Origin of the sequence: Mesorhizobium sp. B2-3-4 (assembly GCF_006442315.1) — a bacterium.
Taxonomy (GTDB): Bacteria; Pseudomonadota; Alphaproteobacteria; order Rhizobiales; family Rhizobiaceae; genus Mesorhizobium.
In genome coordinates, this window is sequence record NZ_VFVY01000007.1 from 64,868 (window position 1) to 85,720 (window position 20,853).

Consider the following 20,853-nt stretch of genomic DNA (forward strand, 5'->3'; position numbering starts at 1 on the left):
GAGCAAGCCTCATGGCCCGACCTGCAACCGCTGCCGTTCGCCTGTTGACCGGCGAGCGCGAACCCGTGCGCCTGGCCACCACCGGCAATCTGGAGACGATCATCGTTGACGGGATTGCATGGATAGAAGGCCTAAAGTCCGTCGACGGCGTCCAGACCGCGGTTGGCGATCGCGTGCTGGTCAAGGACCAGGACGACGCCAGGCTGAACGGCATCTATACCGCCTCGGAAGGTTTCTGGTATCGCGCGGCCGATGCCCGCACCAGCCGCACGATGCAGAAGGGCACAACCGTGCACGTGCAGGAGGGCGCGGTGTCGGCCGGTTTCGTCTATGCCTTCCAGGCCCTGGCGCCGGCCGTGGGCCGCGACGAGATCACGCTTGCCTTCTTCAGTTCCGACGATCTGGTCGGCGATGCGACAGCCGCGGTGCGGGACGAACTGGCCGCCATCATCGCCGAGGCCGGGCACGCCCGCGACCTTGCCCAGCAATATGCCGCCGACGCCGCCATGGTGTCGGGCGTCAATGTGCCGATCTATGTCTCCGTCGCGGCGGCGGCCGGAGCCACCATCGCCGCCGGCGTGAAAGCCATCCGCACGCAGTTCTATGCCCCGGTGTTCACCACGCCGGCAACCCTTGTGGGAGGCGCGAACTATGCCCGCATGGCGCTATCGGCAATCACCGCAGGCAATTACCCGGCGCTATCCTGGTTCCGCTCGACGGACCGTTTCATGCCGGACGGAACCGTGAACTCGGTGGATGGCGGGTATTGGGTGCTGAGGGAGGGTGTTATCGACCTTCGCATGCTCGGCGCTGGTTTGGGAAACGCCAACGCTGACACGGCGGCGATGATTGCTGCTGTGCAGATCGTCGATGGGAAGAACTGCGGCAACATTCGACTGCCTCCTTCTGCCATCACGATCAACCAAACGATCGATATCACGCTCGGACTGTTCGATATCGAAGGTTTTGGCCGCAGCATATCGACCGTTGCCAGCGCAATGGTCAATGGAGCGCCGCTTTTCCGGCTCGTCGGCCATGCCTTGCGGCTTGGCTTTCACGATTTCAAGGTGTTGGGCAACCAACTGACCGGCGCTGCCGGCAATGGTCACGCTTTTGCGCTTTGGGACACTGACGGCATCGGCGTCGGCTCTGCGCTTCCACAGTCGGTGATTATGGAGCGAGTTGTCATCGACGGCTTTCGCGGCACAGGCCCGGAGGGAGGACCATTAGACAGCATCGGATCGATACCAGCATGCGGCGTCAACAACAAAGGCGGTTTAGGTTGCATTTTCCGCGATATCGAGATTCTACGTTGCGGCGGCGGTATCTATATGGGGAACACTCAAAACTGCTTGATAGACAACCCACTGTTCTCGCAAATCGACCGGTTTGGCATTCTGGATTACCGCTCTGCCTCATTACGCGTAATCAATGGTGACGTTCAAGATTGCTGTGGAGACGGAACGGATCTGACGGTGCCGGCAGCGATCCCTACGGGCAATATCGTCTCGTATTTCGGCAATGGAACAATCATTGAAGGTGTGAAGACCAAGGGTGCCGGTGGTAATTGCCAGATTTATGTTCGGGATGGAGCCGGCGTGAAAATCCGGAAATGCTGGCTTCAAGTCTACATGCTCGCGGACGTGGCTCATAACGGCATTATCATCCATCGCACGACCGGCTTCGCAGTTAATGACAACATGTTTGATATGTCGCAGTCGCCGTACGTGGCGACCCAGAAGAACCAGGGCATTCAGATCACTAATGATCAGGCCAACGACCCAGTCAGCGGCTCAGTAAGCGGCAACCAGTTTCGATTTTCTCCCGGCATGGGGATTTCGTCGTTCATTCGGATCGGCGCACCCTCGGGCAATCGCCTTTTTGGGGGCTTAGTGGTCGAGAATAACGTCTTCGGTGGCTTCCTCGCACCAAGCTCGGGCTGCACGGTCGATGACGGAATTCTTGTGCAGAACGCAAAGCTTGCTGGCTGCCGGATAGTCAACAATGTTTTCGACGCTACGACAGGAGTGACATTCACCAACGGCATTCGCTTCACAAACGTTACCGACGGTGGGAAGAACTGGCTTGGTGGAAACGCTATGAATGTCAGTGGTGGTGCGATTACGGCCGCCTTCAGCGGCATCACTGAAAGTGAGTTGCGTACGGTTGGGCAGACATTTGTCAATCCAACGCCCAGCATCCCCACCGGTACGACGCTAACTGTTCAGGTCGCTGTGCCAGGAGCGGCGCGTGGTGATCTAGTGATAGGTGTTGGCTTCACAGCCGATCTCCTCGGCTGCACTATACGAGATGCTCGCGTGATCACGGCCGACAACGTCGACATCATCATCGCAAACGACACTGGGGCTACGAAGGATCCCGGTAGCGGTGTGATGACTATTGTCGTTCGCAAGTGGCAGTTTGGTGGTTGATCATCGTAGTAGAGTGTCACCGAATAACATCGCTACGATGTTGCCGACAATCATTAGCCAAAAGAACGCCTGGAAGAAGGCGTTGCGCCAGATTGGGCCGAAAACCTCAACGAAAGCTGTCCGCCACCGGTCGATCTCCGCCAAATATTGCTCGGCTATCCAGCGGATCGACTTCATTACAAAATGCCCTTGGCCCAGTAACCGAAGAAAATTATCTGAGAGGCCACGGCTGCCGTGAGTGTGAGGCGGCGCCATTGAACATCGGGTATACCAGAGATTGCCACCGCCAAGGCGGGGAGCGCAAGGGCGACGAACCTAATGCCGTTCTGGTTATAGAGATACATCGCAAAGCAGAGCGATGATGCAAGCAGGACCATGAAGGCCGCAAATTTCCGACTAAACATCTGATTGAAGAACATAAACGGCACGGCATAAGCGGTGACCATGATCGTTAGTAGGAAGCCGCTAGTGTTCACCTCGATCATAGCGCGCCTGTCCCCGATAGAGCCGAGTAAGTAACTTTTGAGGAGGGTTGCAGCGACGACGACAGCGCCGATATAGCCAGCCGATATCAGGATGTGATGCCGTCGAGCCACGTTAAAACGAGTGATCAACTGGCCGACCGCAAACGCTCCAACGAAGACCAGAACGGCCGAATGGATGAAGGCGGCCACCGCAACGAACCCGTACTTGAGAAGGCGCCAAGGTAACAGTAGTGCCAGATAGATCGCCGCCATTGCCGTAGCGGATCGCACCTGTGAAAAAGCTAGATCGATTAGCTGCGGGTGAATTAACAGGAGAAGATAGGCAGGAGCAGAAGCCTTAACCGCCACATATGTGCTGAAAATCAACAGCGCAATCAGTGCCAACACGGAAAAAATGCTGCCGAGCTCGAAGCTTTCCTTGAGCGCATAGATGCTTTTTCGCCATAAATATTCTTGGGCATACCACTCAACCACTGAGGCCGCGTCTGGAGACACGTAGTAAGCACCCTTGTCGAAATTCATGATATAGTTTTGCAGATCCGGGAAAGGTGCTCCTCGGATTGAGACCCAATCAACCATCCAAACAGCAAGTGCGAACGTCGTCCCAATTGCGAGCTTTATGAGTAATTCGGCTCGTCCGCCATTTGTGTTCTGTATTCCGGGCGATGACGCGTATAACTGGCTCATTGACGTCTAACCCCCCAGGCATAGGCCCTCGAGTCAGACGCCACGAGTCGGCGAATCTCATATGCTCCCTGCTGTTCGATCTGCTCTACCGCTTCGACCACACCTTCGAATTGGCCCGGCGTGACGTCGTCGAAGACGATCATGTCGCCGACTTGCTGAAGGGCGGCGACCGCTTGATATTCGAGCAGAACGTTCTTCTTCGTGTGCTGCGCGTCGATGAAAGCGAAATGGATGCGGTTGACGCCGACCTTCGGCAGCTGGAACAGGGAATCGCCCTGCAGGAAGACGATCCGGTCGGCCAACGTCCGCCAGGGCTGAAGCAGTTCGGCTCGTGTCTTCCTGCCTTCATGATCGTCAATGCAGTTCCAGTAGATGCGGTGTTGATGCGGGAGAACGTCGAGCGTGACGATATGGCCGGCGGCGCCGGCATCGGCCATCGCCTTGGCCATGCAGATCGCTGAAAAACCACGCGCCGTGCCGGTCTCGACAATGGTGGTGAACGGCTCGGGCTTGTCCGCCAACCGGCGGCGAAGCAGGCTGTAGAGCACACGCCCGTGCGGGTAGGCCAGCGCGCTCGTCTTGACGGTGATCTGGGTGTGAAGGGCGAGTTCATCGAGCCAATCGCGGTCGATGGCGTAGCCGGTTTCGGCCTCCAGCCTGTCGATCTCCGCAAACGGCACCTGTCGTGCCGCTTCGAACAGTTGGAGATAGTCCGCCTTCGATGCACGCGGCGCCGCACCCAGCGGATCGGTGCTGTGCCGGCGATCGATGACAGCCGCCAGCCTGTTGAAGACCAGGCGTTGCGCGGCGCCAACATAGTTTCTCATCCGAAACCCATTCGTCCTGACAATGGATTTTTTCTAGCATGCGTCGGCCCGCGTGCAAGGCGGCATGCCCGACAACGCACAGTTACCGAGGCCGGGACGCTTTGCTTTTGGGCTGGCGCTCTTGAAAGACGGCATGGCCTGCTTCGCGTATTCAGCCAAAATCATCACAATCCGAAAGGAAACTCCCATGGACCGCAACTTCGCGCGGGCGCTTGCACTCGTCTTGAAATCCGAGGGTGGCTGGTCGGACAATCCGGCCGATCCCGGCGGCGCCACGATGAAGGGTGTCACGCTCACGAACTTCCGCCGCTATGTGAAAGCCGACGCCAGCAAGGCCGACCTTCACAAGATCGGCGATGAACAGGTGGCAACGGTTTTTCGCCGTTTTTACTGGGATGCGGTGCTGGGCGCCGAACTGCCGGACGGCGTCGACTTCGCCGTTTTCGACTTCGCGGTGAACAGCGGCCCGGGCAGGGCGGCGAAGTATCTGCAGGCGGTGGTGGGGGCTGTACAGGACGGCCGCATCGGGCCGGCTACGCTTGCCGCGGCCAGGGCAAAGCCGGCAGGCGTGGTGATCGACCAGCTCTGCAACGCGCGGCTGGCGTTCCTGCGCCGCTTGCCGACATGGGCGACATTCGGGCGCGGCTGGTCCGACCGGGTCAAGTCGGTACGGGCAGAGGCCCTGCTGATGTCGGCGCCGTCGGCCGTGCCAGCGCCGCTGCCCGCGCGGCCGGCGCCGGAAGCGGCTCCGCCAAAGGCTGGACCAGCGCAGGTTCATGCGCCGGAAGCCACGTCGGTACCGCCTGACAATTCCGGGATGCCGATGGCTGCCAGGATGGGCGGGATCATTGCCGCCTGCATGCTGGTCCTCCTTGCTGCCTGGCACCATGTCGCGGCTGCGCTTGAAAGGATATTCTGATCATGGCCACAGTCACCCAGCCGACCATTCGTCCGACCAACAAGCTGACGGCCGCCACCATCGCGGCCGCGGCCGTTTCCGTTTCCGGCGTCGTCGTGCGCAACCTCTGGCCGTCCTGGTATGACGCCGAGACATGGGCCACGCTCCTGCCGGTCGCGGTGTTTGCCGTCGGATACCTCGTCAGGGATGAGGCAAACCGATGAGCGCGCTGGTCAATTTCCTGCTCACCAATCCGGGCATTCTGGGCATTGGTGCCGCCATCGTGGCGGCGCTCGGCTGGGGGCTTCGCCAGCGGCTGGCCGGCGAACGCGCAGAGCGGGACCGGCAGGCCGCCGGCGAGGCCGCGGCGCGCGAAATTGCCGATCAGGTTCAGAACGATATCGGCGCGTTGCCCGCGGCAGCCGCCCGAAAGGAGCTCAAGTCATGGGCAAGGGATTGATGCTCGCCCTGGTTCTGGCTGCCACGGCCGGCTGCACCACCGCCAAGGGTGGATTTTGCGCGGTGTCGAGCCCGCTGCGCCTGTCGGTGGGCGCGGTCGACGCGTTGTCGGATGCCGAGGTCAAGCCGTTGCTGGCGCACAACCGCAAGGGCGAAAGACTATGCGAGTGGAAACCATGAGCGCGAGGGCGGTGGAATGATGCATGATCTCTTCGACCTGCTCGGCATCAAGGGGCCGGTCGTTGCCGCCGGTCTCGCCGGCGGCGTCCTGCGGGCCTTGTCGCGTCATCGCTACAAGTTGCGCGAAATGGTCGCGTCGCCAATCTGCGGGGCGCTGGCGGCGGCGTATCTGACACTGCCGGTGGTCCAGTATGCCCGCGCCACCGGGCTGCCGCTGGCCAATGACGACACGACGACGCTGGCCGCCGCCTTTCTCATCGGTGTCTGCGCGATGTGGATCTCGGACATCCTGGTCGAGCTCGTCGTCCGCCGGCTGAGACCCACCGTCGAGGAGTGATCCATCACCTGCAGCCAAGCCCGCTCCGGCACGCCGGGGGGCTTTTTGCGTTGTAGCGACCGCCAAGTTAATCATTCAGGTTATGCATAATCATTATTGTTAATTTTCGATTGAATTCCTTAAATTCGACAAAGACTTGAGCCAAATGTTTGTTCATATATTGTTAAGCAAGAGGTAGAACACGAAAGACGGAAGCCATTTCCATCAATCGAACGGGAGTAGCTTTCATGAACAAGTTCATTGTTATTTTCGCCGCAGTCGCAGTCGCATCCTCCGTCGGGGCCGCCGAGGCCGGATGCGGATCCGGCGGTTCGGGCGGATGGGGAGGCGGATCAAGCAGCCTGATCAACATTTCGCCGTCCATCGACCTCGGCAAGGTGGATGTGCTCAACGGCGTGCTGAACGGCAACAACGTCCTGAGCGGCAATCTCGTCTCGGGCATTCTGAGCGGCAACAAGACCGGCCTTGTCGGCGGTGTCCTGAGCGGCATCGGCATCAATCTGGCCGGAGGCAACGATTACAGGATCGGCAAGCGTCATTAGAGACCGGCATCCTCGTCGTCGACACCGAATAGCCCGTTCCGGTTCGCCGGGCGGGCTATTTCGCGTTTGCGGCGGCGGCCTCACACCGCAGCCACCGGCCTAGGCAAGGATGTTGACGGCGCGGGCCGCGACCAGCGCGATCGTCAGCAGCGAGATCATTGCCTCCGCCATCATCAACAGCTTGGCGCGTTGGGAAAGCGGCAAGGTGTCGGTCGGCGAGAATGCCGTCGCATTGGTGAAGGCGAGGAAGAAATAGTCGACGAAGCCGGGCAGCCAGTCGCGAATCTCGCGATCGTTGAGGGTCATCTGCGGGAACAGGAAATCGGAATGGGCGCGGTTGACGAGGCCGCAGGTCGGCGGCCCGCCGCGGTCGGTGCTCCAGAACCACAAGGCGAAGACGATGATGTTGGTGAGCCAGATGTTGAGCGCGTCGATCAGCAGCGTCTGGCCGCTTGAGCCGGCATGGCCCGCCAGCAAGGCGCGCACCAGAAGCACCAGCGAACCGCAGTTCATGACGCTGACGACGCCGGTCATCACCAGGGCCGTCCGGCGGATCAGGACGCGAAAGCGGCCGACCAGATGCCAGTGTTCCTCCTCGACCGCTTTCTGGGTGGCGACTTGCGTCCAGGCGGTGGCCACCGAAAGAGGTATGAGCAGGGCGGCCTCGATTGCCGGCGCCAGCCAGCGGGGGCCGAACGAAAGATCGTTGATGACCAGAAGCTGCAGGCAGATGATGACGAGGACCGCCGTGCGCGCCAGCCAGAAGTCGAGCGCGCGGTGGTGAATTACGGCATGGGGGTGGCGCATCGAATGTCCGGGATGTTCAGGCGAGATCGGGCGTACGGGCTATTCTGCCCCGGGCGGAGCAATGAGGCGTCGAAGTTGCCGCTCAATCTTGGTGTTGCAATGGCACGCAAGTATACATTTTTGTAAGCTTTGACGTTGGGGCTGTTCGACAATCCGGGCGATGTGGTTTAAGCGCCGCATGACGGGAATTGACGACTCCATGGATGGTTGGGCGCCGGCGGGATTGCCTGCCGTAGGGCTGGACTCGTCGTCGATCTGGTCCGCCCTGCTGCGGCAACCATGGTGTCTGCTGGCGCTTTTGTGCCTGGCGCAGATCCTGTGCTGGACGATGGTGCCGACACTCATCGATCCCGCGCCGCCCGGGGACGTTGTCGAAGGCTTCATGTGGGGCCGCGAATGGGTGCTTTTGACCTACAAACACCCGCAACTTCCCGGCTGGCTGCTCGAGACCAGTCATCTCCTGACCGGATCGTTCCGCTGGCCGCAATATCTGCTGTCTCAACTGACGATCTCGGCCACTTTCGTCCTTGTCTATTTGCTCGCGCGCGACATGCTGGGGCGCAGGAGTGCGCTGGCTGCCGTGCTGCTGATGCCGTCGGTCTATTTCTTCGGCTGGCCGACGCCGCAGTTCAACCACGACTATGCGCAGATGCCGTTCTGGGCCGCGATCTGCTGGCTGCTTTGGCGCGCCGGCCGTGGCGGCGGGCCGGGTTGGTGGCTGGCGCTCGGAATGGTGTCCGGGGTCGGGCTGTACGCCAAGTTCTCCACCGGCCTGCTGCTTGCTTTCGGCGCGCTGTGGCTGCTTTACGATCCACGCGCGCGCAGCCGGCTGGCGAGCCCCTGGCCATGGTTCGGCCTGGCCGTTTTTCTCGCGGTCGCCGCACCGCTGGCCGTCGCACTTTACCGTATCGACTTCCTGCCCCTGACCTATTTCGCCGGCCGCGACGCGTGGGTGAGCGAACATCGTGCGCGGCTCTATTATATCGGTGTCCAGATGGCGGGCCTTTGCGGCTTTCTCCTGGTGTTGGCGATATCGGGATTGTTGCGGCGCTCGCCACCGGCGCAAGACCCTGGCGAGCGCGGCACGCTCGTCTACCTCTGCTGGATGGGGCTTGGGCCGGCTGTTCTGATCATGGTGGCCTCGTTGTTCACCGGCACCGGCGAGGCTTGGGGCGCGCCCATGTACAACCTTGTCGGCGTCGTCGCGCTCGCCTTTCTCGGCCACCGGCTCGGCGCCGCCGAGATGCGACGGCTGGCGATCTGCGCTTTCATCTGCATCGTGGCCATGTCGAGCGCCTATGCCGCCATCCGCTGGACCGATTGCAATGTGCGCGGGCGCATGGACGCCGTCTGCTGGCCGGCGCGACCGATCTCGGACGAGGCCGAGGCGGTCTGGCATGCCGCGGTGCCGGGCCGGCTCGACATTGTCGGCGGCGACACCGAACTGGCCATGCTGGCCGGCCTCAATGCCTATGACAAGCCGTCGATTTTCACCGACCTCAACATGCGGTTCGCCCCCTGGATCACGAGGCAGCGGCTGCGCGACCACGGCATGCTGATGGTTTGGTCGGGCCGTCCGGTGCCGCCGGGGCTGCGGCCATGGCTGGACAACATCCCGGTCAAGACCGTTCTCTTCAACTGGTCGCGCAAGGCGCCGCCTGTGGCGATCAGCTTTGCCGCCATTCCGCCGGGCAGGCGATATCTGCCTGTCGCCGCCAGCAGCCGGACCCGGCATCCGCCCTTCTAAGGCGGGCGGCGTCATGTCCGCATAGCCGAATGGCCGCGCGTGCGACTGGACGAACCAGGCGACAATGCCCATTTATGGGATATCCAAATCTGTTGTCGCGCAATTCCCTTGGGAAAGCCGGTACTCTTTCCCCGGAATTGCTCTTTTGAGGAGACGTTACATGACGACTTCGAGCGAACGCGCAGTGCTTGCCGGCGGCTGTTTCTGGGGCATGCAGGATTTGATCCGGCGCATGCCCGGCGTCCTCGACACGCGTGTCGGCTATAGCGGGGGCGACGTGCCGAACGCCACCTATCGCAATCACGGCACGCATGCCGAAGCCATCGAGATCAGCTTCGATCCAGCGAAAATCAGCTTCCGCCAGCTTCTGGAATTTTTCTTCCAGATCCACGATCCGACGACGCGAAACCGCCAGGGCAACGATGTCGGCATGAGCTATCGCTCGGCGATCTACTACACGAGCGAGGAGCAAAAGCGCGTGGCGGAAGACACCATCGCCGATGTCGATGCTTCCGGCCTGTGGCCCGGCAAGGTTGTCACCGAACTCGCACCGGTCGGAGCGTTCTGGGAGGCCGAGCCCGAGCATCAGGACTATCTGGAGAAATATCCCAACGGTTACACTTGCCATTTCGTCAGGCCGGGCTGGAAGCTGCCGGTTCGTGAAAAGGCCGTTTCATAGGTTGGCGGGATCGGTCCTTGGCGGCGAGCCGACGTAAGCGCTTGCCGCAGGATCGCGAGAACTGCGGCTGTCGACCACTGCCCAGTGGTTGACAGCCCGCCGCGTTGCTGACCAACTGTGGCGGTTGATTTGGTCTCAGGGGTGAGCATGCGGAAGATTTACGAAAAACCTGTGTTGGTGAAGCGGGAAAGACTCTCCAGTGTCGCCGCGGCGGGGCCGCTTTCTCCCAAGCCAGGCTGACGGGCTCAGCCGGCCTTTGGGCCTGCCCGGACGGGTCCGTGACCGTGTCAGGATTGCTGGCGCATGGGCAGGCGATGCCTAGCCTCGCCGGGCACTGGAAATGACGTCCTCCAAGCCCGATGCCGCTGCCGGGCAGCTCAATGCGGTTTTCATACTGGATGTTTCTGCCTACACCGGGCCGTTGCTTTCCGGCTGGATCCAAGCGGGCAACCGTATCGGCGCGATCGTCGTGCCTGGCTTTCGGCGTCCATCCAGAGGTTTCAGCGTCGGCAATTTTCGGCGCAGGCTGAGGCGCCGGCTTCTGCTCAGGCGCTATCTCGGCGGCACGCCGGTCAAATTGATCGAATTCTCCCCGCCTTACGACTGGGACGAGCTTGCCCGGCAATTGCCCGACATCGCCGCGGATGTCCTGATCTGCTACGCTTTTGCGACCTTGATCCCCCAACAACTGCTCGGTCTCTTTCCCAAGGGCGGGCTTAATCTTCATCCGGCGCTGCTGCCCCACTACCGGGGGCCGCATCCTCTCCATCGCCTGGTAGCGGATGGGGAGCACGCCATCCATGGCGGCGTGACGCTGCACAAGATGTCCGCCAGTTTCGATGAAGGCGACATCCTTGGACAGGTGCCGTTCGGTGAAGCAAACTGGTCATCGCGGCGCGTCATGGTCGATAGCGTGGCGACAGCGATGCGCGGATTGGTGAGCGAGGTGGCGCCGGCCTATTGCAGGGACCAGGTGTCGGGGATGCGGCAGCCAACTGGAGATTTCGTCTGGGCGCGGCTTGAGCGGCACCACATGGCGATTTCATCCGACATGTCGATCGAGCACGTTGCCAGGCTGTGGCATGTGCTGGGATTCGATCCTGGTATCTATCTCAGGATTGCCGACCGCAAGGTCAGGTTGGCCTTCCAGGTCAAGCGGCTCGGACCGCGAACCGGAAAGGATCCGGTAAGGCGATGGGGCAGGGTGGAGTTCGATCTGGTCAACGGCCGGGTTCAGTTTCTGGTCTATGGTCGCCTGCTCAAACGGCTATTGAAAATGCACTTTAGACTCGCACGCGGGTCGGCTGCAAATTCCGCCCCTGAAATAAGGGTTTTCGGCAAGATGGACAGCGAAGCGACGCGTACGGTGAAGCGAGGCGAGGCTCCCGGGCACTGACATCGATGCAAATGAAAACCGCGAAGCCCGAGCTCCGCGGTTTCCTTGTGGTGATCGAACGCTATTTGCCGCAGTTGTTGTCGTTCACGGTCGGTGCCGTTGCATTGCCATTGGCATCCGATTGCGCGCCCTGCGGGCTAGTCGGGCAATTCTTGTCCGCATTGGAGTTCATGTCGCCCGGCGTGGTGGTCGTGCTATTGGTAGCGGCCGGGTCTACGGTATTGGGGGAAGCCGGGGTGCTCGGGTCGACGGTGATCGACTTGCTGCTGCCTCCAGACCCATCATTGTCAGTTGCGCCATTGCTTTGCGCCATGGCGGACGTTGCAAGGGCGATCGTGAAGGCCGAAGCCGCAAGGATTTTCATAAACGTCGTTGGTCTCCATTTTCTGTGAACCTGTCGCCTCGAACGGTGCAGTTCACTGGCGCGGCGAACCGCTTTGTCTCCTGGTTTTGACGCAAATCCCGACAGAAACCGTTTCACGATTTTCCTGAAATCGCGTCTGGCGACTGAGGGAACAACCTCTCGGTTCGGCGATAGTTCCAGACAAATTTACGCGCCGACGGCGCGCGGTCCTGCACGCCGGCGGTGCGCGATTGCCTGCGCGCTGGCGCAATGCTTTTGGTGCAGCTTGCTGAAAAAACAGCTTCCCCAACCGATCGAATGGTGCTTTAACGCGCCCATCCACAGGGGTGCTCCGTACGGTCGGGGCTGAGACGGGGGCGGCAAGCCCACAGACCCTAAAAGCTGATCTGGGTAATACCAGCGGAGCGAGGCGGGCGATGTTTTCAGGCGCACAGGTTTCCTTATATCCCATGACCGACGATTTCGTCGGCGTCATCCTTGGTGCGCTCGGCGCACTCGACCCCTGGCGCGACCGGCTCAGGATCGAGACCGACGACATATCGACCTTGCTGGTCGGGCCGCCCGAGGTGTTGTTTCCGGCGCTGCGCGACCTTTTCGTGGCAGCGTCCGGCAGCGGCAAGCATTGCGTGCTGTCAGCCGCCATTTCGCGTGGCTGCCCGGGCGAGCCGGACGATCCGATCTGCCACTCCGATAAGACAGGCGGACCTGCCGGACCGCTCGGCCCGCGCAAGCAAGCCGCCATCAGCGCCGTGCGCGGGGCGCCCGCAACCGGCCAGTCGGCAGCGGCGCAGTTCTCGCTCTATGTGATGGGCACGGGCGATCACATGGACGAGATTTACGGCTGCATCGACTTCCTGAAGCAGTCCGGCGTCTACGATCGCTCCAAGAATTTCTGCACCAAGCTGCGCGGCGATGCCGGCGCGATTTTCGCGGCGCTGAACGAAGCTTTTTGCCGCTTCGGACCGGGCGCCGGCCACGTAACCCTCGATGTCACGGTTTCGGCCAACAGTCCCACCGCCGTCTGATCCGCTCGCGCTGTCGCGCGACGGCCGTCAAGGGTCTCTCCTCTCGTGGCTTCATCGTCATTCAACCGCCCGCGCCAGTTTGCGGGCTTCTTCGCCAAGGCGGCGCCGCCAGTGATGTCGGTCGGTTTTCTGCTCGTGGCGTGGGAGCTCTACGCGAATCATTCCGGCATCAAGCCGACCATCCTTCCCGCGCCCTCGCGCGTCTTCGAACAGGCCGTGCTCAATCGCGAGGCGCTGATCGACAATGCCATCCCCACCATCCGAGCGACGCTGATCGGCTTTGCCTGCTCGCTCGGCGCCGCCTTCGTGCTGTCGATGCTGGTCGACTTCTTCCAGCCGTTGCGGCGCGCGCTGTTTCCTGTCTTCATCGTCAGCCAGACATTGCCGCTGGTTGCCATCGCGCCCCTGGTGGTGCTGTGGTTCGGTTTCGGGCTGACGCCCAAGATCATGCTGGTGGCGCTGGTCACCTTCTTCCCGATGCTGGTTGCCCTGGTACAGGGCTACGAGGCGACCGAGGCTGAGATCGGCCAGATGCTGCGCGTCATGGGGGCCGGGCGCTGGCGGGTCTTCATGCTGGCGCGGCTGCCTTCGGCGCTGCCATATTTCTTCGCCGGCCTCAGGATCTCCATCACCTATGCCGTGGTCGGCGCCATCTTCGCCGAGTATGCGGGCGCGGCCAAGGGGCTTGGCATCTACATGCTCAACGCCAAGAACAATTTCCGTCCCGACCTGGTGCTGGCCGCGGTCGGCGTCAGCGCCGGGCTGACCCTCGTCCTGTTTGGGCTGACGGTGCTGCTGCAGCGTCTTGCCATGCCCTGGGAGCGAGATGCCGGCAGGCAAATCGCTGGAAAGGGTCCGCGGCGATGACCCGGCTCGAATTGCGGCATGTGCGCAAGGCGTTTGGCGGGCTGGACGTGCTTGCCGACATTTCGCTCAGCGTTGGCGCTGGAGAGTTCGTCTCGATCCTTGGACCCTCCGGCGCCGGCAAGTCGACGCTGTTCCAGCTTGTGACGGGAGCGGAGCGGGGCCAGGGGGGCATGTTCTTCGACGGCGCCCCGCTCGACGACTATGGCAGGCATTTCGCCTTCATGCCGCAGCGCGACGCGCTGATGCCATGGAGGCGCATCCTCGACAACGCGACGCTCGGGCTCGAGGTGCAAGGCCTCGGCCGCAAGGCGGCGCGGATGCGGGTCGCGCCCCTGTTTGCCGAGTTTGGGCTTGCCGGCTTCGAGCGGCATTTTCCAGCACAGCTTTCAGGCGGCATGCGCCAGCGGGCGGCACTGCTGCGCACCGTGGTGCAGGAACGCGACATGTTGCTGCTCGACGAACCGTTCGGCGCGCTCGATGCGCTGACCCGCGCGGTCATGCAGCGCTGGCTCGAACAGATGTGGCGGCATCATCGCTGGACCGCGTTGCTGATCACCCATGACGTGCGCGAAGCCGTGTTCTTGTCCGACCGTATCTATGTGCTTTCCGCGCGGCCGGCCCGCGTCGTGCGCGAATTCAGCGTAGCGCTGCCACGTCCGCGCGACTCTACCGGCGTCGCCGGGCGGCGGGCCGGAACACTCGAGGCCGAGATTCTCGATGTTTTGCTCAACCTCCAGCCATCCAAAGGACATGACCATGACTGACTTGACGCGCAGGCAGGCCTTGCTGCTCGCCCTTGCCGGCAGCACTCCGCTGATCGTCGGATCGAGCCGGTCCTTCGCGGCCATGCAAAAGGTCACGGTTGCCCTCGACTGGACAGTGAACACCAACCATGTCGGGCTGTTCGTCGCCCGCGACAAGGGGTTTTACGGCGAGGCGGGTCTGGAGGTCGACATTGTGCCCTATAGCGATGCCGGCGCTGGCACGCTTGTCGCCAACCGCGTTGCCGATTTCGGCATCAACGGCACCATAAGCCTGTTCACCCAGAAGACTGCCGGCGCCGATTTGAAGGCCGTCTATGCCGTGGTGCAGTCAGAGACGGGCCGACTGGTGTTCAATGCGGCGCGCAGCGAGATCAGAAGCCCGAAGGATCTGGACGGCCTGACCTATGGCGGCTTCGGCAGCGCCTGGGAGAATGCGCTGATTTCGACCATCATCCGCCATGATGGCGGCAAGGGAGAATTCGAAACGGTGACGCTCGGCACTTCCGCTTACGAGGCGCTGGCCAACGGTTCGGTCGACTTCACGCTCGAAGTGTCGACCTGGGAGGGTGTCGAAGCCGAACTCAAAGGCGTCAGGCAGCGCAGCTTCGTCTATGCTGACCATGGCGTTCCCGACGAGCACACCACGCTCATCTCTTCGAGCGATGCGTATCTTCGGGAGAATCCCGAATTGGCGTCGTCCTTTGTCCAGGCAACGCGGCGCGGCTATCAGTTCGCCGTCGATCATCCAGGGGAAGCCGCCACAGTGCTCATCGCCGCCAACAAGGATGCCCTGACCAATCCGGCATTGATCTACGCCTCGCTTAAGGCGCTCATCGACGGGCACTATCTGCGCGGTCAAAACGGCACCATCGGCACCATGGATCCGGCCAAGATGGAAGCGATCGGCTCCTATCTCTTCGCCGCCGGCATCTTGCATGATGCCGATGGCAAGATCGTCGCGCAACGTCCAGATTTCGCGGAATATTTCAGCAATCTATATGTTGAATAGGGCGCCACGGCCCTACCGTTTCGCATTTCGACGGTTTGACGCCGATCTGATCGTCTCGGTTAACGGCGCGGCAATGCTTGTCGTGCAAAGGTCGCATGGAGGGACCACCGGGATACCTGCCTTGCTGATATCAAAAAGTGAAGCGCCTTCGCGTGCGGCCGACAACAGGCTTTTATCCACGGCACGCAAGCGCGAAATCATGCTTGACCTGCGCGAAGGCTTCTTTCGCGCTTGCGCGCTGTTGTGCGCGGGACTGTTCGTCTATCGTGGCGTTTCTCAACTTGTTGAAGATCCGACCCGGCTCAATGCCGCGCTGGTGGCGATTTCCGAGATACTCACCTTCACCTGGTTGCTACTGTCGCGCCGTCCGATGGAGCGCGATTGGAATCCGCTTACCGTCGTCGTCTCGGTGACAGCCAGTTTTGGCGTGGCGTTGGTAAGCCTCCAACCAGGCATTGCCATTATCCCCGTCCACGTCGCCGCGCCGCTGCAATTCATCGCGCTGTTGTTCGTCATCTGGGGCAAGATTTCGCTGGGGCGCTCTTTTGCCATCCTGCCCGGCAATCGCGGTGTGATGACGGGCGGCGCCTACCGGTTGGTGCGGCATCCCATCTATGCCGGCTATCTCGCCGGCCACGTGCTTTTCCTGCTGTCGGCCTTTTCCTTCCATAATCTCGCGGTCTATGCGGTGATCACCTACATGCAGCTTTACCGCATCTTGCGCGAGGAGGCGCTGTTGGCCGCCGCGCCTGAGTACCGCGCTTATATGGAACGTGTGCGCTACAGGCTGTTCTACCGGCTGTTCTGAGGTCGAGATCGCCGATCGCGGCACCAGTGCCAGTTCCGTCTGCCCGAGCAAAGGACAACGCCCGTCTGTGGTGCCTGGGCTTTCCTGGTTCGATTTGAGTATCGTCCACCGATGCAGGTAAGTGTCGGCACCATAGGGAGTGCCAAATCATAAAAACGTTTTTTTATTGAAATCCATCATTAAATCGATAATATTGATGTTGTCGGAAAAATATTTTTTACAAGGGTAATATACATTTATTATTTTTATCTCAACTGTATTTTTCTAATAAAAACCATCAGCTTTGCAAGCATCATTCTCTGTGAAACTGGAATTCGTCTTCTGCGTAGTTAGTTCTGCAATCGGCCGTGTGCCGACTGTCTTAGCGCAACTACAACAGGAGAGTGTTATGGCTTTTACGATCAAAACAGTCGCCAATGTGTTGGCAAGCAGTGCAATGGTCGTCGTCCTTTCCTTGCCGGCAAGCGCCGCGGGTCTTGGCGTCGGTGTCGGCGCTTCGGTTGGCGGTAGCGGCGGCGTCAATGCCGGCGTTGGCGCTTCCGTCGGTGGCGGTGGCGGTATCAGCGCCGGCGCCGGCGCATCGGTCGGTGGCAGCGGTGGTGTCAATGCCGGGGCCGGCGCCAATGTCGGTGGCTCTCGCGGCGTCAGCGCCGGGCTCGGCGCATCGGTTGGTGGCAGCAATGGCGTCAACGCCGGCCTCGGCGCCAATGTTGGTGGAACAGGCGGCATCAGCGCCGGACTTGGCGCGAATGGCGGCGGCACAAGCGGCATTGGTGTCGGCGTCGGGGTAGGTGTTGGCAACGGGACCAATCCCAGCAACCCGTCGAACCCGAGCAACCCGTCCAATCCCAGCCGCCCTGGCATTCCGGGTGCGGTGGCGCAGATGTCGGATGGCCAGGTGGCGCGCATGAAGAAGCGCTGCGTCGACGTCCTCAGCAGCGAAGGCACCTATGACCGGGACCTGCGCCAGCTCTGCCTGCTGATCGCACGCCGCTAGGGCTGAAGGATGAGGCTGCGGAACCAGCCGTGAGGCTCTGACCGCACTCTCCTGGCCTCCGGCCGGTCGGAAAGCCCGCCATTGTGGCGGGCTTTCTGCATCATGGGCCTAGCCCGGTTGCCTGCATTCCCGTTGAGGGCGGGTGGGATATTATTGATTTGCCGGCGCAGCTCCGGTTGCGCGCAACGCCAGCCAGGATCGGCGGAACGCTAATGCTGCTCGGACGTTCTTCGAACATCGCATGTAGCGATGTTCAACCGGCGTCAGCGCCACGGAGCGGGAAATCATGAGCTTAGGCACCATTCTCATCATCATTCTTGTCATTGCGCTGCTCGGCGGCTTCAGCGGTCTTGGCGGCGGTCCGTTCTACGGCACAGGCTACTATGGCGGTGGCGGGCTTGGCCTCGTCCTGTTGATTATCATCATCCTTGTCGTGCTCGGGCGCATCTAGCGGCCTCGATCGCAGGATAGTCGCGATCTCGTGAGGGTGTTGAGACGGGAGCGCACCGGATCGTGATGAAAGCAAGCCGGCTTGTGATCAGGCATTTTGCCGGACTCACGTATGGTGATTGCGGTCCACACCCCCCGTGGAAACAAGAGGAGAGGGTCCCACCCCTTCATCCTCCTCCAAGGCCCGCCCCGGTTTCCCGGAGCGGGCTTTCTTTTTCCTATCCGACCGTCGCGAAACGCACCGCCAGGGCTCGTTGACAGAATTCGCGCGCCAATATATTGAACAGGATCATACAGGTTCAATGAACAGGTACGCATATGAAGCGGCGGGCGGTTCAACTGTCTCCAGGCACGGGCAAGCCCGAGCAGATCGCCATAGTTCTCGAACATGAAATTCGCTCCGGCGTCCTGGGTTTCGGCGACCGCCTGCAAAGCGAGAATGAACTCGTTCAGCGCTTCTCCGTCAGCCGCAATACCGTCCGCAAGGGTCTTGAGGAACTCTCCAGCCGCGGACTGATCACCACCAAGGTCGGCATCGGCTCCTTCGTCACCTTTGATGGCAAGCCGGTCGATGACGCCATCGGCTGGTCGAGGGCGCTGGCTAATGCGGGCGCCAATGCGGAAACAAGAACGCTGCGGCTGGAGGTCATCGAGGATGCCGACCTGGCGACCTTGCTGGACGTCGAGAGCCCGTTCTTCATCGCTGTCGACCGGGTGCGCACCAATGCCAGCGACGGTCACGCAATCTCCATCGAACGCAGCCGCTTGCCGCTGTCGCCGGAGCTGGAGGACGTGCCGCTGCGTGGCCTGCGCGAGGGCTCGCTCCACCAGACGCTGCGCGGGGCAGGGTTGATACCGGACCACGGCGAGGAGTGGGTCGATATCGAGATGCTGAACGCCGATGACGCCGCCATTCTCGGCTGCCCACAGGGCACCCCGTTCCTGCGCGGCCGCCGGCTGACGCGTGCGGCCGATGAGAGGCCGATCGAATATGTCACCAGCCTGCTCAATCCCGCTCATTTCGCGCTGCATATGAGGTTCTGAGCGATGCCGGACAACATAACGCTTGATCGTGCCATCGGCGCGCTTGTCGGCGGGGCGCTGGGCGATGCGCTCGGCATGCCGACCCAGCTTTTGTCGCCGGCCCGTATTGCCGAACTCTACGGCCATGTCGAGGATTTCGTCGCGCCCTTCGCCGATCATCCGGTGTCGAAGGGACTGTCGGCCGGCACCATCACCGACGATACCGAACAGGCATTGCTGCTTGGCCGCATCCTGATCGAATCAGGCGATCGCTTCGACCATGGGCGCTGGGTCAACGCGCTGCTCGACTGGGAGCGCGAGGTCAAGGCGCGTGGCAGCTACGATCTCCTGGGGCCGTCGACCAAGCGTGCCATCGACGCCATCAACAATGGCGTGCCGGCGGAGGAGGCGGGGCGTAGCGGCGACACCAATGGCGCGGCCATGCGCATCGCACCGGTTGGCATCATGGTGCCGCTGCAGCCGCTCGACGCATTCGTGGCCAAGGTGGCGGAGACCTGCCGGGCGACGCACAACACGTCGATCGCCATTGCCTCCGCCGCGGCCGTTGCCGCCGCCGTGAGCCGTGGTGTTGCCGGCGGCGACTGGCGCGCGGCATGCGACAGCGCGGTCGCGGCGGCGCGGCGCGGAGCGACGCTCGGCCACTGGGTAACCGGCGGCGACATCGCCGCGCGCATCGTCTGGGCGCAGGATCTGGTGCGCGGCAAACTGAAGAGGGATGCGATCCGGCTGATTACCGACCTGGTCGGTACGGGCGTTGCCAGCCAGGAATCGGTTCCGGCGGCGTTCGCGGTGCTGGAAATCGCCGGCGGCGATCCGTGGCGAGCGGCTGAAATCAGCGCCAATCTCGGCGGCGACACCGACACGATCGGCGCCATCGCGGCCGGCATGGCTGGCGCCTGCACCGGCTTTTCACGCCTGCCGCAGGATCGCATCGTCGGCCTTAGGGGTATCGACATGGAGCAGGTTCGGGCGCTGGCCGCCGACCTTGTCGCGGCGCGGATGTCAAACGGTCACGTCGGCAAGGCCGGATCCGGCAAGGATGCGGCATGAGCGGGCGTCTCGTCCATGTCGGCAGCGCGGTGGTCGACTATGTCTACCGCATCGATGCCTTGCCTGCGCCCGGTACCGAGAAGACGGCGTCAAGCTATGCGCAGCTTGCGGGGGGCGGCTTCAACATGATGGCGGCTGCGGCGCGCACCGGCATGAAGGTGGTGTTTGGCGGCCAGCTCGGCAGCGGCCCGAATGGCGACTTCCTGCGTACCGCTTTCGCCGCCGAAGGTATCGAAACGCTGACGCCGCCATCGCCGGTCATGGACAGCGGCAATTGCGTCGCCATGATCTCGAGCGATGCCGAACGCACGTTCGTTTCGTGGCCGGGCGCGGAGAGCGTTCTTGGCCTCGACATGATGGCGCCGGTGGTGACCAGGCCCGAGGACTGGGTGTTCACGTCGGGCTACACGCTGAGCTATCCCCGAAGCCGCGATGCACTGACGGGTTGGATCGAGGCGTTGCCGGCGGACGTTCCCTTCGTCTTCGATCCGACGCCTGTCATTTCAGACATTCCGCGTGCCATTCTCGATCGCGTGCTCGCCCGCACGACCTGGCTGAGTTGCAACACGACGGAAGCGGCTGAGATTGCCGGCTCCGGCGACGCGCAAGTGCTCGCGGCGAGGCTTCTGAGGGATCATTGCCCAAAGGCCGATGGCGTCGTTATCCGGGCTGGAGCAGGAGGATGTCTGGTCCGGCTGGCCGACGGCACGGCACGGGCCGTCGCCGGCTTTAATGTGGCGGCCGTCGATACCAATGGCGCCGGCGATACGCATATCGGCGCCTTCGTCAGCGCGTTGGCGCGTGGCGTGCCTCCCTTCGAGGCGGCCATCTATGCCAATGCGGCGGCGGCTATTTCGGTGACACGCCATGGCGGCTCATCGGCGCCCACCGACGCTGAGATCCAGACTTTTCTGAGCCAGGCCGCTTTGACCGGCGCGCCGGGCCAGACGCGGAAGGCCCATCAGACAGCCTGACAAGCCCGGGAAGCGGGCAAACCAA

General features: G+C 62.0%; 25 protein-coding genes and 1 riboswitch. Of the genes, 21 read left to right on the forward strand and 4 right to left on the reverse strand.

All coding sequences use genetic code 11. From position 1 onward, the window contains the following. Nucleotides 1-11 precede the first annotated feature (11 nt). Entirely contained in the window at nucleotides 12-2,432 is a 2,421-nt protein-coding gene (locus FJ967_RS12810; protein ID WP_140732118.1) for a hypothetical protein, read from the forward strand. Here FJ967_RS12810 and FJ967_RS33385 read toward each other — a convergent pair whose 3' ends face one another. From FJ967_RS33385 to FJ967_RS12820, 3 genes are all read right to left on the reverse strand, one after another. Beyond that, entirely contained in the window at nucleotides 2,433-2,609 is a 177-nt protein-coding gene (locus FJ967_RS33385; protein WP_181175824.1) for a hypothetical protein, read from the reverse strand. It lies immediately after the preceding gene. Next, complete coding sequence (locus FJ967_RS12815; RefSeq protein WP_140732119.1) at nucleotides 2,609-3,439, reverse strand: hypothetical protein; 831 nt, start codon at nucleotides 3,437-3,439, stop codon at nucleotides 2,609-2,611. Before FJ967_RS12815 ends, FJ967_RS33385 begins: the two co-directional genes overlap by 1 nt. Nucleotides 3,440-3,600: 161 nt before the next feature. Further along, the gene (locus tag FJ967_RS12820; RefSeq protein ID WP_140732121.1) at nucleotides 3,601-4,431 is read right to left on the reverse strand and encodes a class I SAM-dependent methyltransferase; all 831 of its coding nucleotides are present in this window, start codon (nucleotides 4,429-4,431) and stop codon (nucleotides 3,601-3,603) included. Nucleotides 4,432-4,618: 187 nt separating this feature from the next. Here FJ967_RS12820 and FJ967_RS12825 point away from each other — a divergent pair, with 187 nt between their 5' ends. From FJ967_RS12825 to FJ967_RS12850, 6 genes are all read left to right on the forward strand, one after another. After that, nucleotides 4,619-5,350: a glycosyl hydrolase 108 family protein gene (locus FJ967_RS12825; RefSeq protein ID WP_246675270.1), complete on the forward strand. Its 732-nt coding sequence runs from the start codon at nucleotides 4,619-4,621 to the stop codon at nucleotides 5,348-5,350. A gap of 2 nt (nucleotides 5,351-5,352) precedes the next feature. After that, on the forward strand, nucleotides 5,353-5,553 hold the full coding sequence (locus FJ967_RS12830) for a hypothetical protein (protein WP_140732122.1): 201 nt from the start codon (nucleotides 5,353-5,355) through the stop codon (nucleotides 5,551-5,553). Next, nucleotides 5,550-5,789 (forward strand): ABC transporter permease, encoded by a 240-nt coding sequence (locus FJ967_RS12835; protein ID WP_140732123.1) that lies wholly within the window; start codon nucleotides 5,550-5,552, stop codon nucleotides 5,787-5,789. The genes FJ967_RS12830 and FJ967_RS12835 overlap by 4 nt, the downstream gene beginning before the upstream one ends. Further along, nucleotides 5,774-5,968, forward strand: coding sequence for a hypothetical protein (locus tag FJ967_RS12840; RefSeq protein ID WP_140732125.1), 195 nt, complete (start codon nucleotides 5,774-5,776; stop codon nucleotides 5,966-5,968). Before FJ967_RS12835 ends, FJ967_RS12840 begins: the two co-directional genes overlap by 16 nt. 19 nt (nucleotides 5,969-5,987) lie before the next feature. Next, nucleotides 5,988-6,305 carry a hypothetical protein gene (locus FJ967_RS12845; RefSeq protein WP_140732377.1) on the forward strand — a complete coding sequence of 106 codons (318 nt, stop codon included), beginning with the start codon at nucleotides 5,988-5,990 and terminating at the stop codon, nucleotides 6,303-6,305. A 227-nt stretch (nucleotides 6,306-6,532) separates the two neighbouring features. Beyond that, nucleotides 6,533-6,847, forward strand: coding sequence for a hypothetical protein (locus tag FJ967_RS12850; protein WP_140732126.1), 315 nt, complete (start codon nucleotides 6,533-6,535; stop codon nucleotides 6,845-6,847). 99 nt (nucleotides 6,848-6,946) lie between these two features. Here the strand turns inward: FJ967_RS12850 and FJ967_RS12855 are convergent, their stop codons facing one another. Beyond that, complete coding sequence (locus tag FJ967_RS12855) at nucleotides 6,947-7,654, reverse strand: hypothetical protein (RefSeq protein WP_140732127.1); 708 nt, start codon at nucleotides 7,652-7,654, stop codon at nucleotides 6,947-6,949. 178 nt (nucleotides 7,655-7,832) lie between these two features. On the opposite strand from FJ967_RS12855, the gene FJ967_RS12860 reads away from it, so the two are divergent. The 14 genes from FJ967_RS12860 (at nucleotide 7,833) to FJ967_RS12930 (ending at nucleotide 20,828) form a co-directional block, all read left to right on the forward strand. After that, nucleotides 7,833-9,401, forward strand: a complete 1,569-nt coding sequence (locus FJ967_RS12860) for a glycosyltransferase family 39 protein (RefSeq protein ID WP_246675266.1) — start codon at nucleotides 7,833-7,835, stop codon at nucleotides 9,399-9,401. Nucleotides 9,402-9,561: 160 nt separating this feature from the next. Beyond that, a complete protein-coding gene (gene msrA / locus FJ967_RS12865; RefSeq protein ID WP_140732130.1) occupies nucleotides 9,562-10,080 on the forward strand; it encodes a peptide-methionine (S)-S-oxide reductase MsrA in 519 nt (172 codons plus the stop codon). A 577-nt stretch (nucleotides 10,081-10,657) separates the two neighbouring features. Next, entirely contained in the window at nucleotides 10,658-11,476 is an 819-nt protein-coding gene (locus FJ967_RS12875) for a formyltransferase family protein (protein ID WP_181175828.1), read from the forward strand. A gap of 11 nt (nucleotides 11,477-11,487) precedes the next feature. Beyond that, nucleotides 11,488-11,868, forward strand: a complete 381-nt coding sequence (locus FJ967_RS33390; protein WP_181175829.1) for a hypothetical protein — start codon at nucleotides 11,488-11,490, stop codon at nucleotides 11,866-11,868. Nucleotides 11,869-12,152: 284 nt separating this feature from the next. Further along, nucleotides 12,153-12,266, forward strand: a riboswitch (TPP riboswitch). After that, entirely contained in the window at nucleotides 12,257-12,865 is a 609-nt protein-coding gene (locus FJ967_RS12885) for a YkoF family thiamine/hydroxymethylpyrimidine-binding protein (RefSeq protein ID WP_140732136.1), read from the forward strand. Its footprint overlaps the riboswitch before it by 10 nt. A 45-nt stretch (nucleotides 12,866-12,910) precedes the next feature. Continuing rightward, nucleotides 12,911-13,732 carry an ABC transporter permease gene (locus tag FJ967_RS12890; RefSeq protein ID WP_181175831.1) on the forward strand — a complete coding sequence of 274 codons (822 nt, stop codon included), beginning with the start codon at nucleotides 12,911-12,913 and terminating at the stop codon, nucleotides 13,730-13,732. After that, nucleotides 13,729-14,496 (forward strand): ABC transporter ATP-binding protein, encoded by a 768-nt coding sequence (locus FJ967_RS12895; protein ID WP_140732137.1) that lies wholly within the window; start codon nucleotides 13,729-13,731, stop codon nucleotides 14,494-14,496. The genes FJ967_RS12890 and FJ967_RS12895 overlap by 4 nt, the downstream gene beginning before the upstream one ends. Beyond that, nucleotides 14,489-15,505 carry an ABC transporter substrate-binding protein gene (locus FJ967_RS12900; protein WP_140732139.1) on the forward strand — a complete coding sequence of 339 codons (1,017 nt, stop codon included), beginning with the start codon at nucleotides 14,489-14,491 and terminating at the stop codon, nucleotides 15,503-15,505. The genes FJ967_RS12895 and FJ967_RS12900 overlap by 8 nt, the downstream gene beginning before the upstream one ends. Beyond that, complete coding sequence (locus FJ967_RS12905; RefSeq protein WP_246675267.1) at nucleotides 15,432-16,313, forward strand: isoprenylcysteine carboxylmethyltransferase family protein; 882 nt, start codon at nucleotides 15,432-15,434, stop codon at nucleotides 16,311-16,313. The genes FJ967_RS12900 and FJ967_RS12905 overlap by 74 nt, the downstream gene beginning before the upstream one ends. A gap of 388 nt (nucleotides 16,314-16,701) precedes the next feature. Then, nucleotides 16,702-17,310 (forward strand): hypothetical protein, encoded by a 609-nt coding sequence (locus FJ967_RS12910; protein ID WP_140732140.1) that lies wholly within the window; start codon nucleotides 16,702-16,704, stop codon nucleotides 17,308-17,310. A gap of 286 nt (nucleotides 17,311-17,596) precedes the next feature. Continuing rightward, a complete protein-coding gene (locus FJ967_RS12915) occupies nucleotides 17,597-17,761 on the forward strand; it encodes a DUF3309 family protein (RefSeq protein ID WP_064983672.1) in 165 nt (54 codons plus the stop codon). 317 nt (nucleotides 17,762-18,078) lie between these two features. Next, entirely contained in the window at nucleotides 18,079-18,804 is a 726-nt protein-coding gene (locus FJ967_RS12920) for a GntR family transcriptional regulator (protein WP_140732142.1), read from the forward strand. 3 nt (nucleotides 18,805-18,807) lie between these two features. Then, a complete protein-coding gene (locus FJ967_RS12925) occupies nucleotides 18,808-19,854 on the forward strand; it encodes an ADP-ribosylglycohydrolase family protein (protein WP_140732143.1) in 1,047 nt (348 codons plus the stop codon). Continuing rightward, nucleotides 19,851-20,828, forward strand: coding sequence for a PfkB family carbohydrate kinase (locus tag FJ967_RS12930; RefSeq protein WP_140732145.1), 978 nt, complete (start codon nucleotides 19,851-19,853; stop codon nucleotides 20,826-20,828). Before FJ967_RS12925 ends, FJ967_RS12930 begins: the two co-directional genes overlap by 4 nt. Nucleotides 20,829-20,853: the final 25 nt, after the last annotated feature.

Excerpts from the sequence above, each read along its gene's own strand:
- FJ967_RS12810 (WP_140732118.1), top strand. The coding sequence starts at position 12 with ATGGCCCGACCTGCAACCGCTGCCGTTCGCCTGTTGACCGGCGAGCGC.
- FJ967_RS33385 (WP_181175824.1), bottom strand. The coding sequence starts at position 2,609 with ATGAAGTCGATCCGCTGGATAGCCGAGCAATATTTGGCGGAGATCGAC.
- FJ967_RS12815 (WP_140732119.1), bottom strand. The coding sequence starts at position 3,439 with ATGAATTTCGACAAGGGTGCTTACTACGTGTCTCCAGACGCGGCCTCA.
- FJ967_RS12820 (WP_140732121.1), bottom strand. The coding sequence starts at position 4,431 with ATGAGAAACTATGTTGGCGCCGCGCAACGCCTGGTCTTCAACAGGCTG.
- FJ967_RS12825 (WP_246675270.1), top strand. The coding sequence starts at position 4,619 with ATGGACCGCAACTTCGCGCGGGCGCTTGCACTCGTCTTGAAATCCGAG.
- FJ967_RS12830 (WP_140732122.1), top strand. The coding sequence starts at position 5,353 with ATGGCCACAGTCACCCAGCCGACCATTCGTCCGACCAACAAGCTGACG.
- FJ967_RS12835 (WP_140732123.1), top strand. The coding sequence starts at position 5,550 with ATGAGCGCGCTGGTCAATTTCCTGCTCACCAATCCGGGCATTCTGGGC.
- FJ967_RS12840 (WP_140732125.1), top strand. The coding sequence starts at position 5,774 with ATGGGCAAGGGATTGATGCTCGCCCTGGTTCTGGCTGCCACGGCCGGC.
- FJ967_RS12845 (WP_140732377.1), top strand. The coding sequence starts at position 5,988 with ATGCATGATCTCTTCGACCTGCTCGGCATCAAGGGGCCGGTCGTTGCC.
- FJ967_RS12850 (WP_140732126.1), top strand. The coding sequence starts at position 6,533 with ATGAACAAGTTCATTGTTATTTTCGCCGCAGTCGCAGTCGCATCCTCC.
- FJ967_RS12855 (WP_140732127.1), bottom strand. The coding sequence starts at position 7,654 with ATGCGCCACCCCCATGCCGTAATTCACCACCGCGCGCTCGACTTCTGG.
- FJ967_RS12860 (WP_246675266.1), top strand. The coding sequence starts at position 7,833 with ATGACGGGAATTGACGACTCCATGGATGGTTGGGCGCCGGCGGGATTG.
- msrA (WP_140732130.1), top strand. The coding sequence starts at position 9,562 with ATGACGACTTCGAGCGAACGCGCAGTGCTTGCCGGCGGCTGTTTCTGG.
- FJ967_RS33390 (WP_181175829.1), top strand. The coding sequence starts at position 11,488 with ATGAAAACCGCGAAGCCCGAGCTCCGCGGTTTCCTTGTGGTGATCGAA.
- FJ967_RS12885 (WP_140732136.1), top strand. The coding sequence starts at position 12,257 with ATGTTTTCAGGCGCACAGGTTTCCTTATATCCCATGACCGACGATTTC.
- FJ967_RS12895 (WP_140732137.1), top strand. The coding sequence starts at position 13,729 with ATGACCCGGCTCGAATTGCGGCATGTGCGCAAGGCGTTTGGCGGGCTG.
- FJ967_RS12900 (WP_140732139.1), top strand. The coding sequence starts at position 14,489 with ATGACTGACTTGACGCGCAGGCAGGCCTTGCTGCTCGCCCTTGCCGGC.
- FJ967_RS12905 (WP_246675267.1), top strand. The coding sequence starts at position 15,432 with ATGATGCCGATGGCAAGATCGTCGCGCAACGTCCAGATTTCGCGGAAT.
- FJ967_RS12910 (WP_140732140.1), top strand. The coding sequence starts at position 16,702 with ATGGCTTTTACGATCAAAACAGTCGCCAATGTGTTGGCAAGCAGTGCA.
- FJ967_RS12915 (WP_064983672.1), top strand. The coding sequence starts at position 17,597 with ATGAGCTTAGGCACCATTCTCATCATCATTCTTGTCATTGCGCTGCTC.
- FJ967_RS12920 (WP_140732142.1), top strand. The coding sequence starts at position 18,079 with ATGAAGCGGCGGGCGGTTCAACTGTCTCCAGGCACGGGCAAGCCCGAG.
- FJ967_RS12925 (WP_140732143.1), top strand. The coding sequence starts at position 18,808 with ATGCCGGACAACATAACGCTTGATCGTGCCATCGGCGCGCTTGTCGGC.
- FJ967_RS12930 (WP_140732145.1), top strand. The coding sequence starts at position 19,851 with ATGAGCGGGCGTCTCGTCCATGTCGGCAGCGCGGTGGTCGACTATGTC.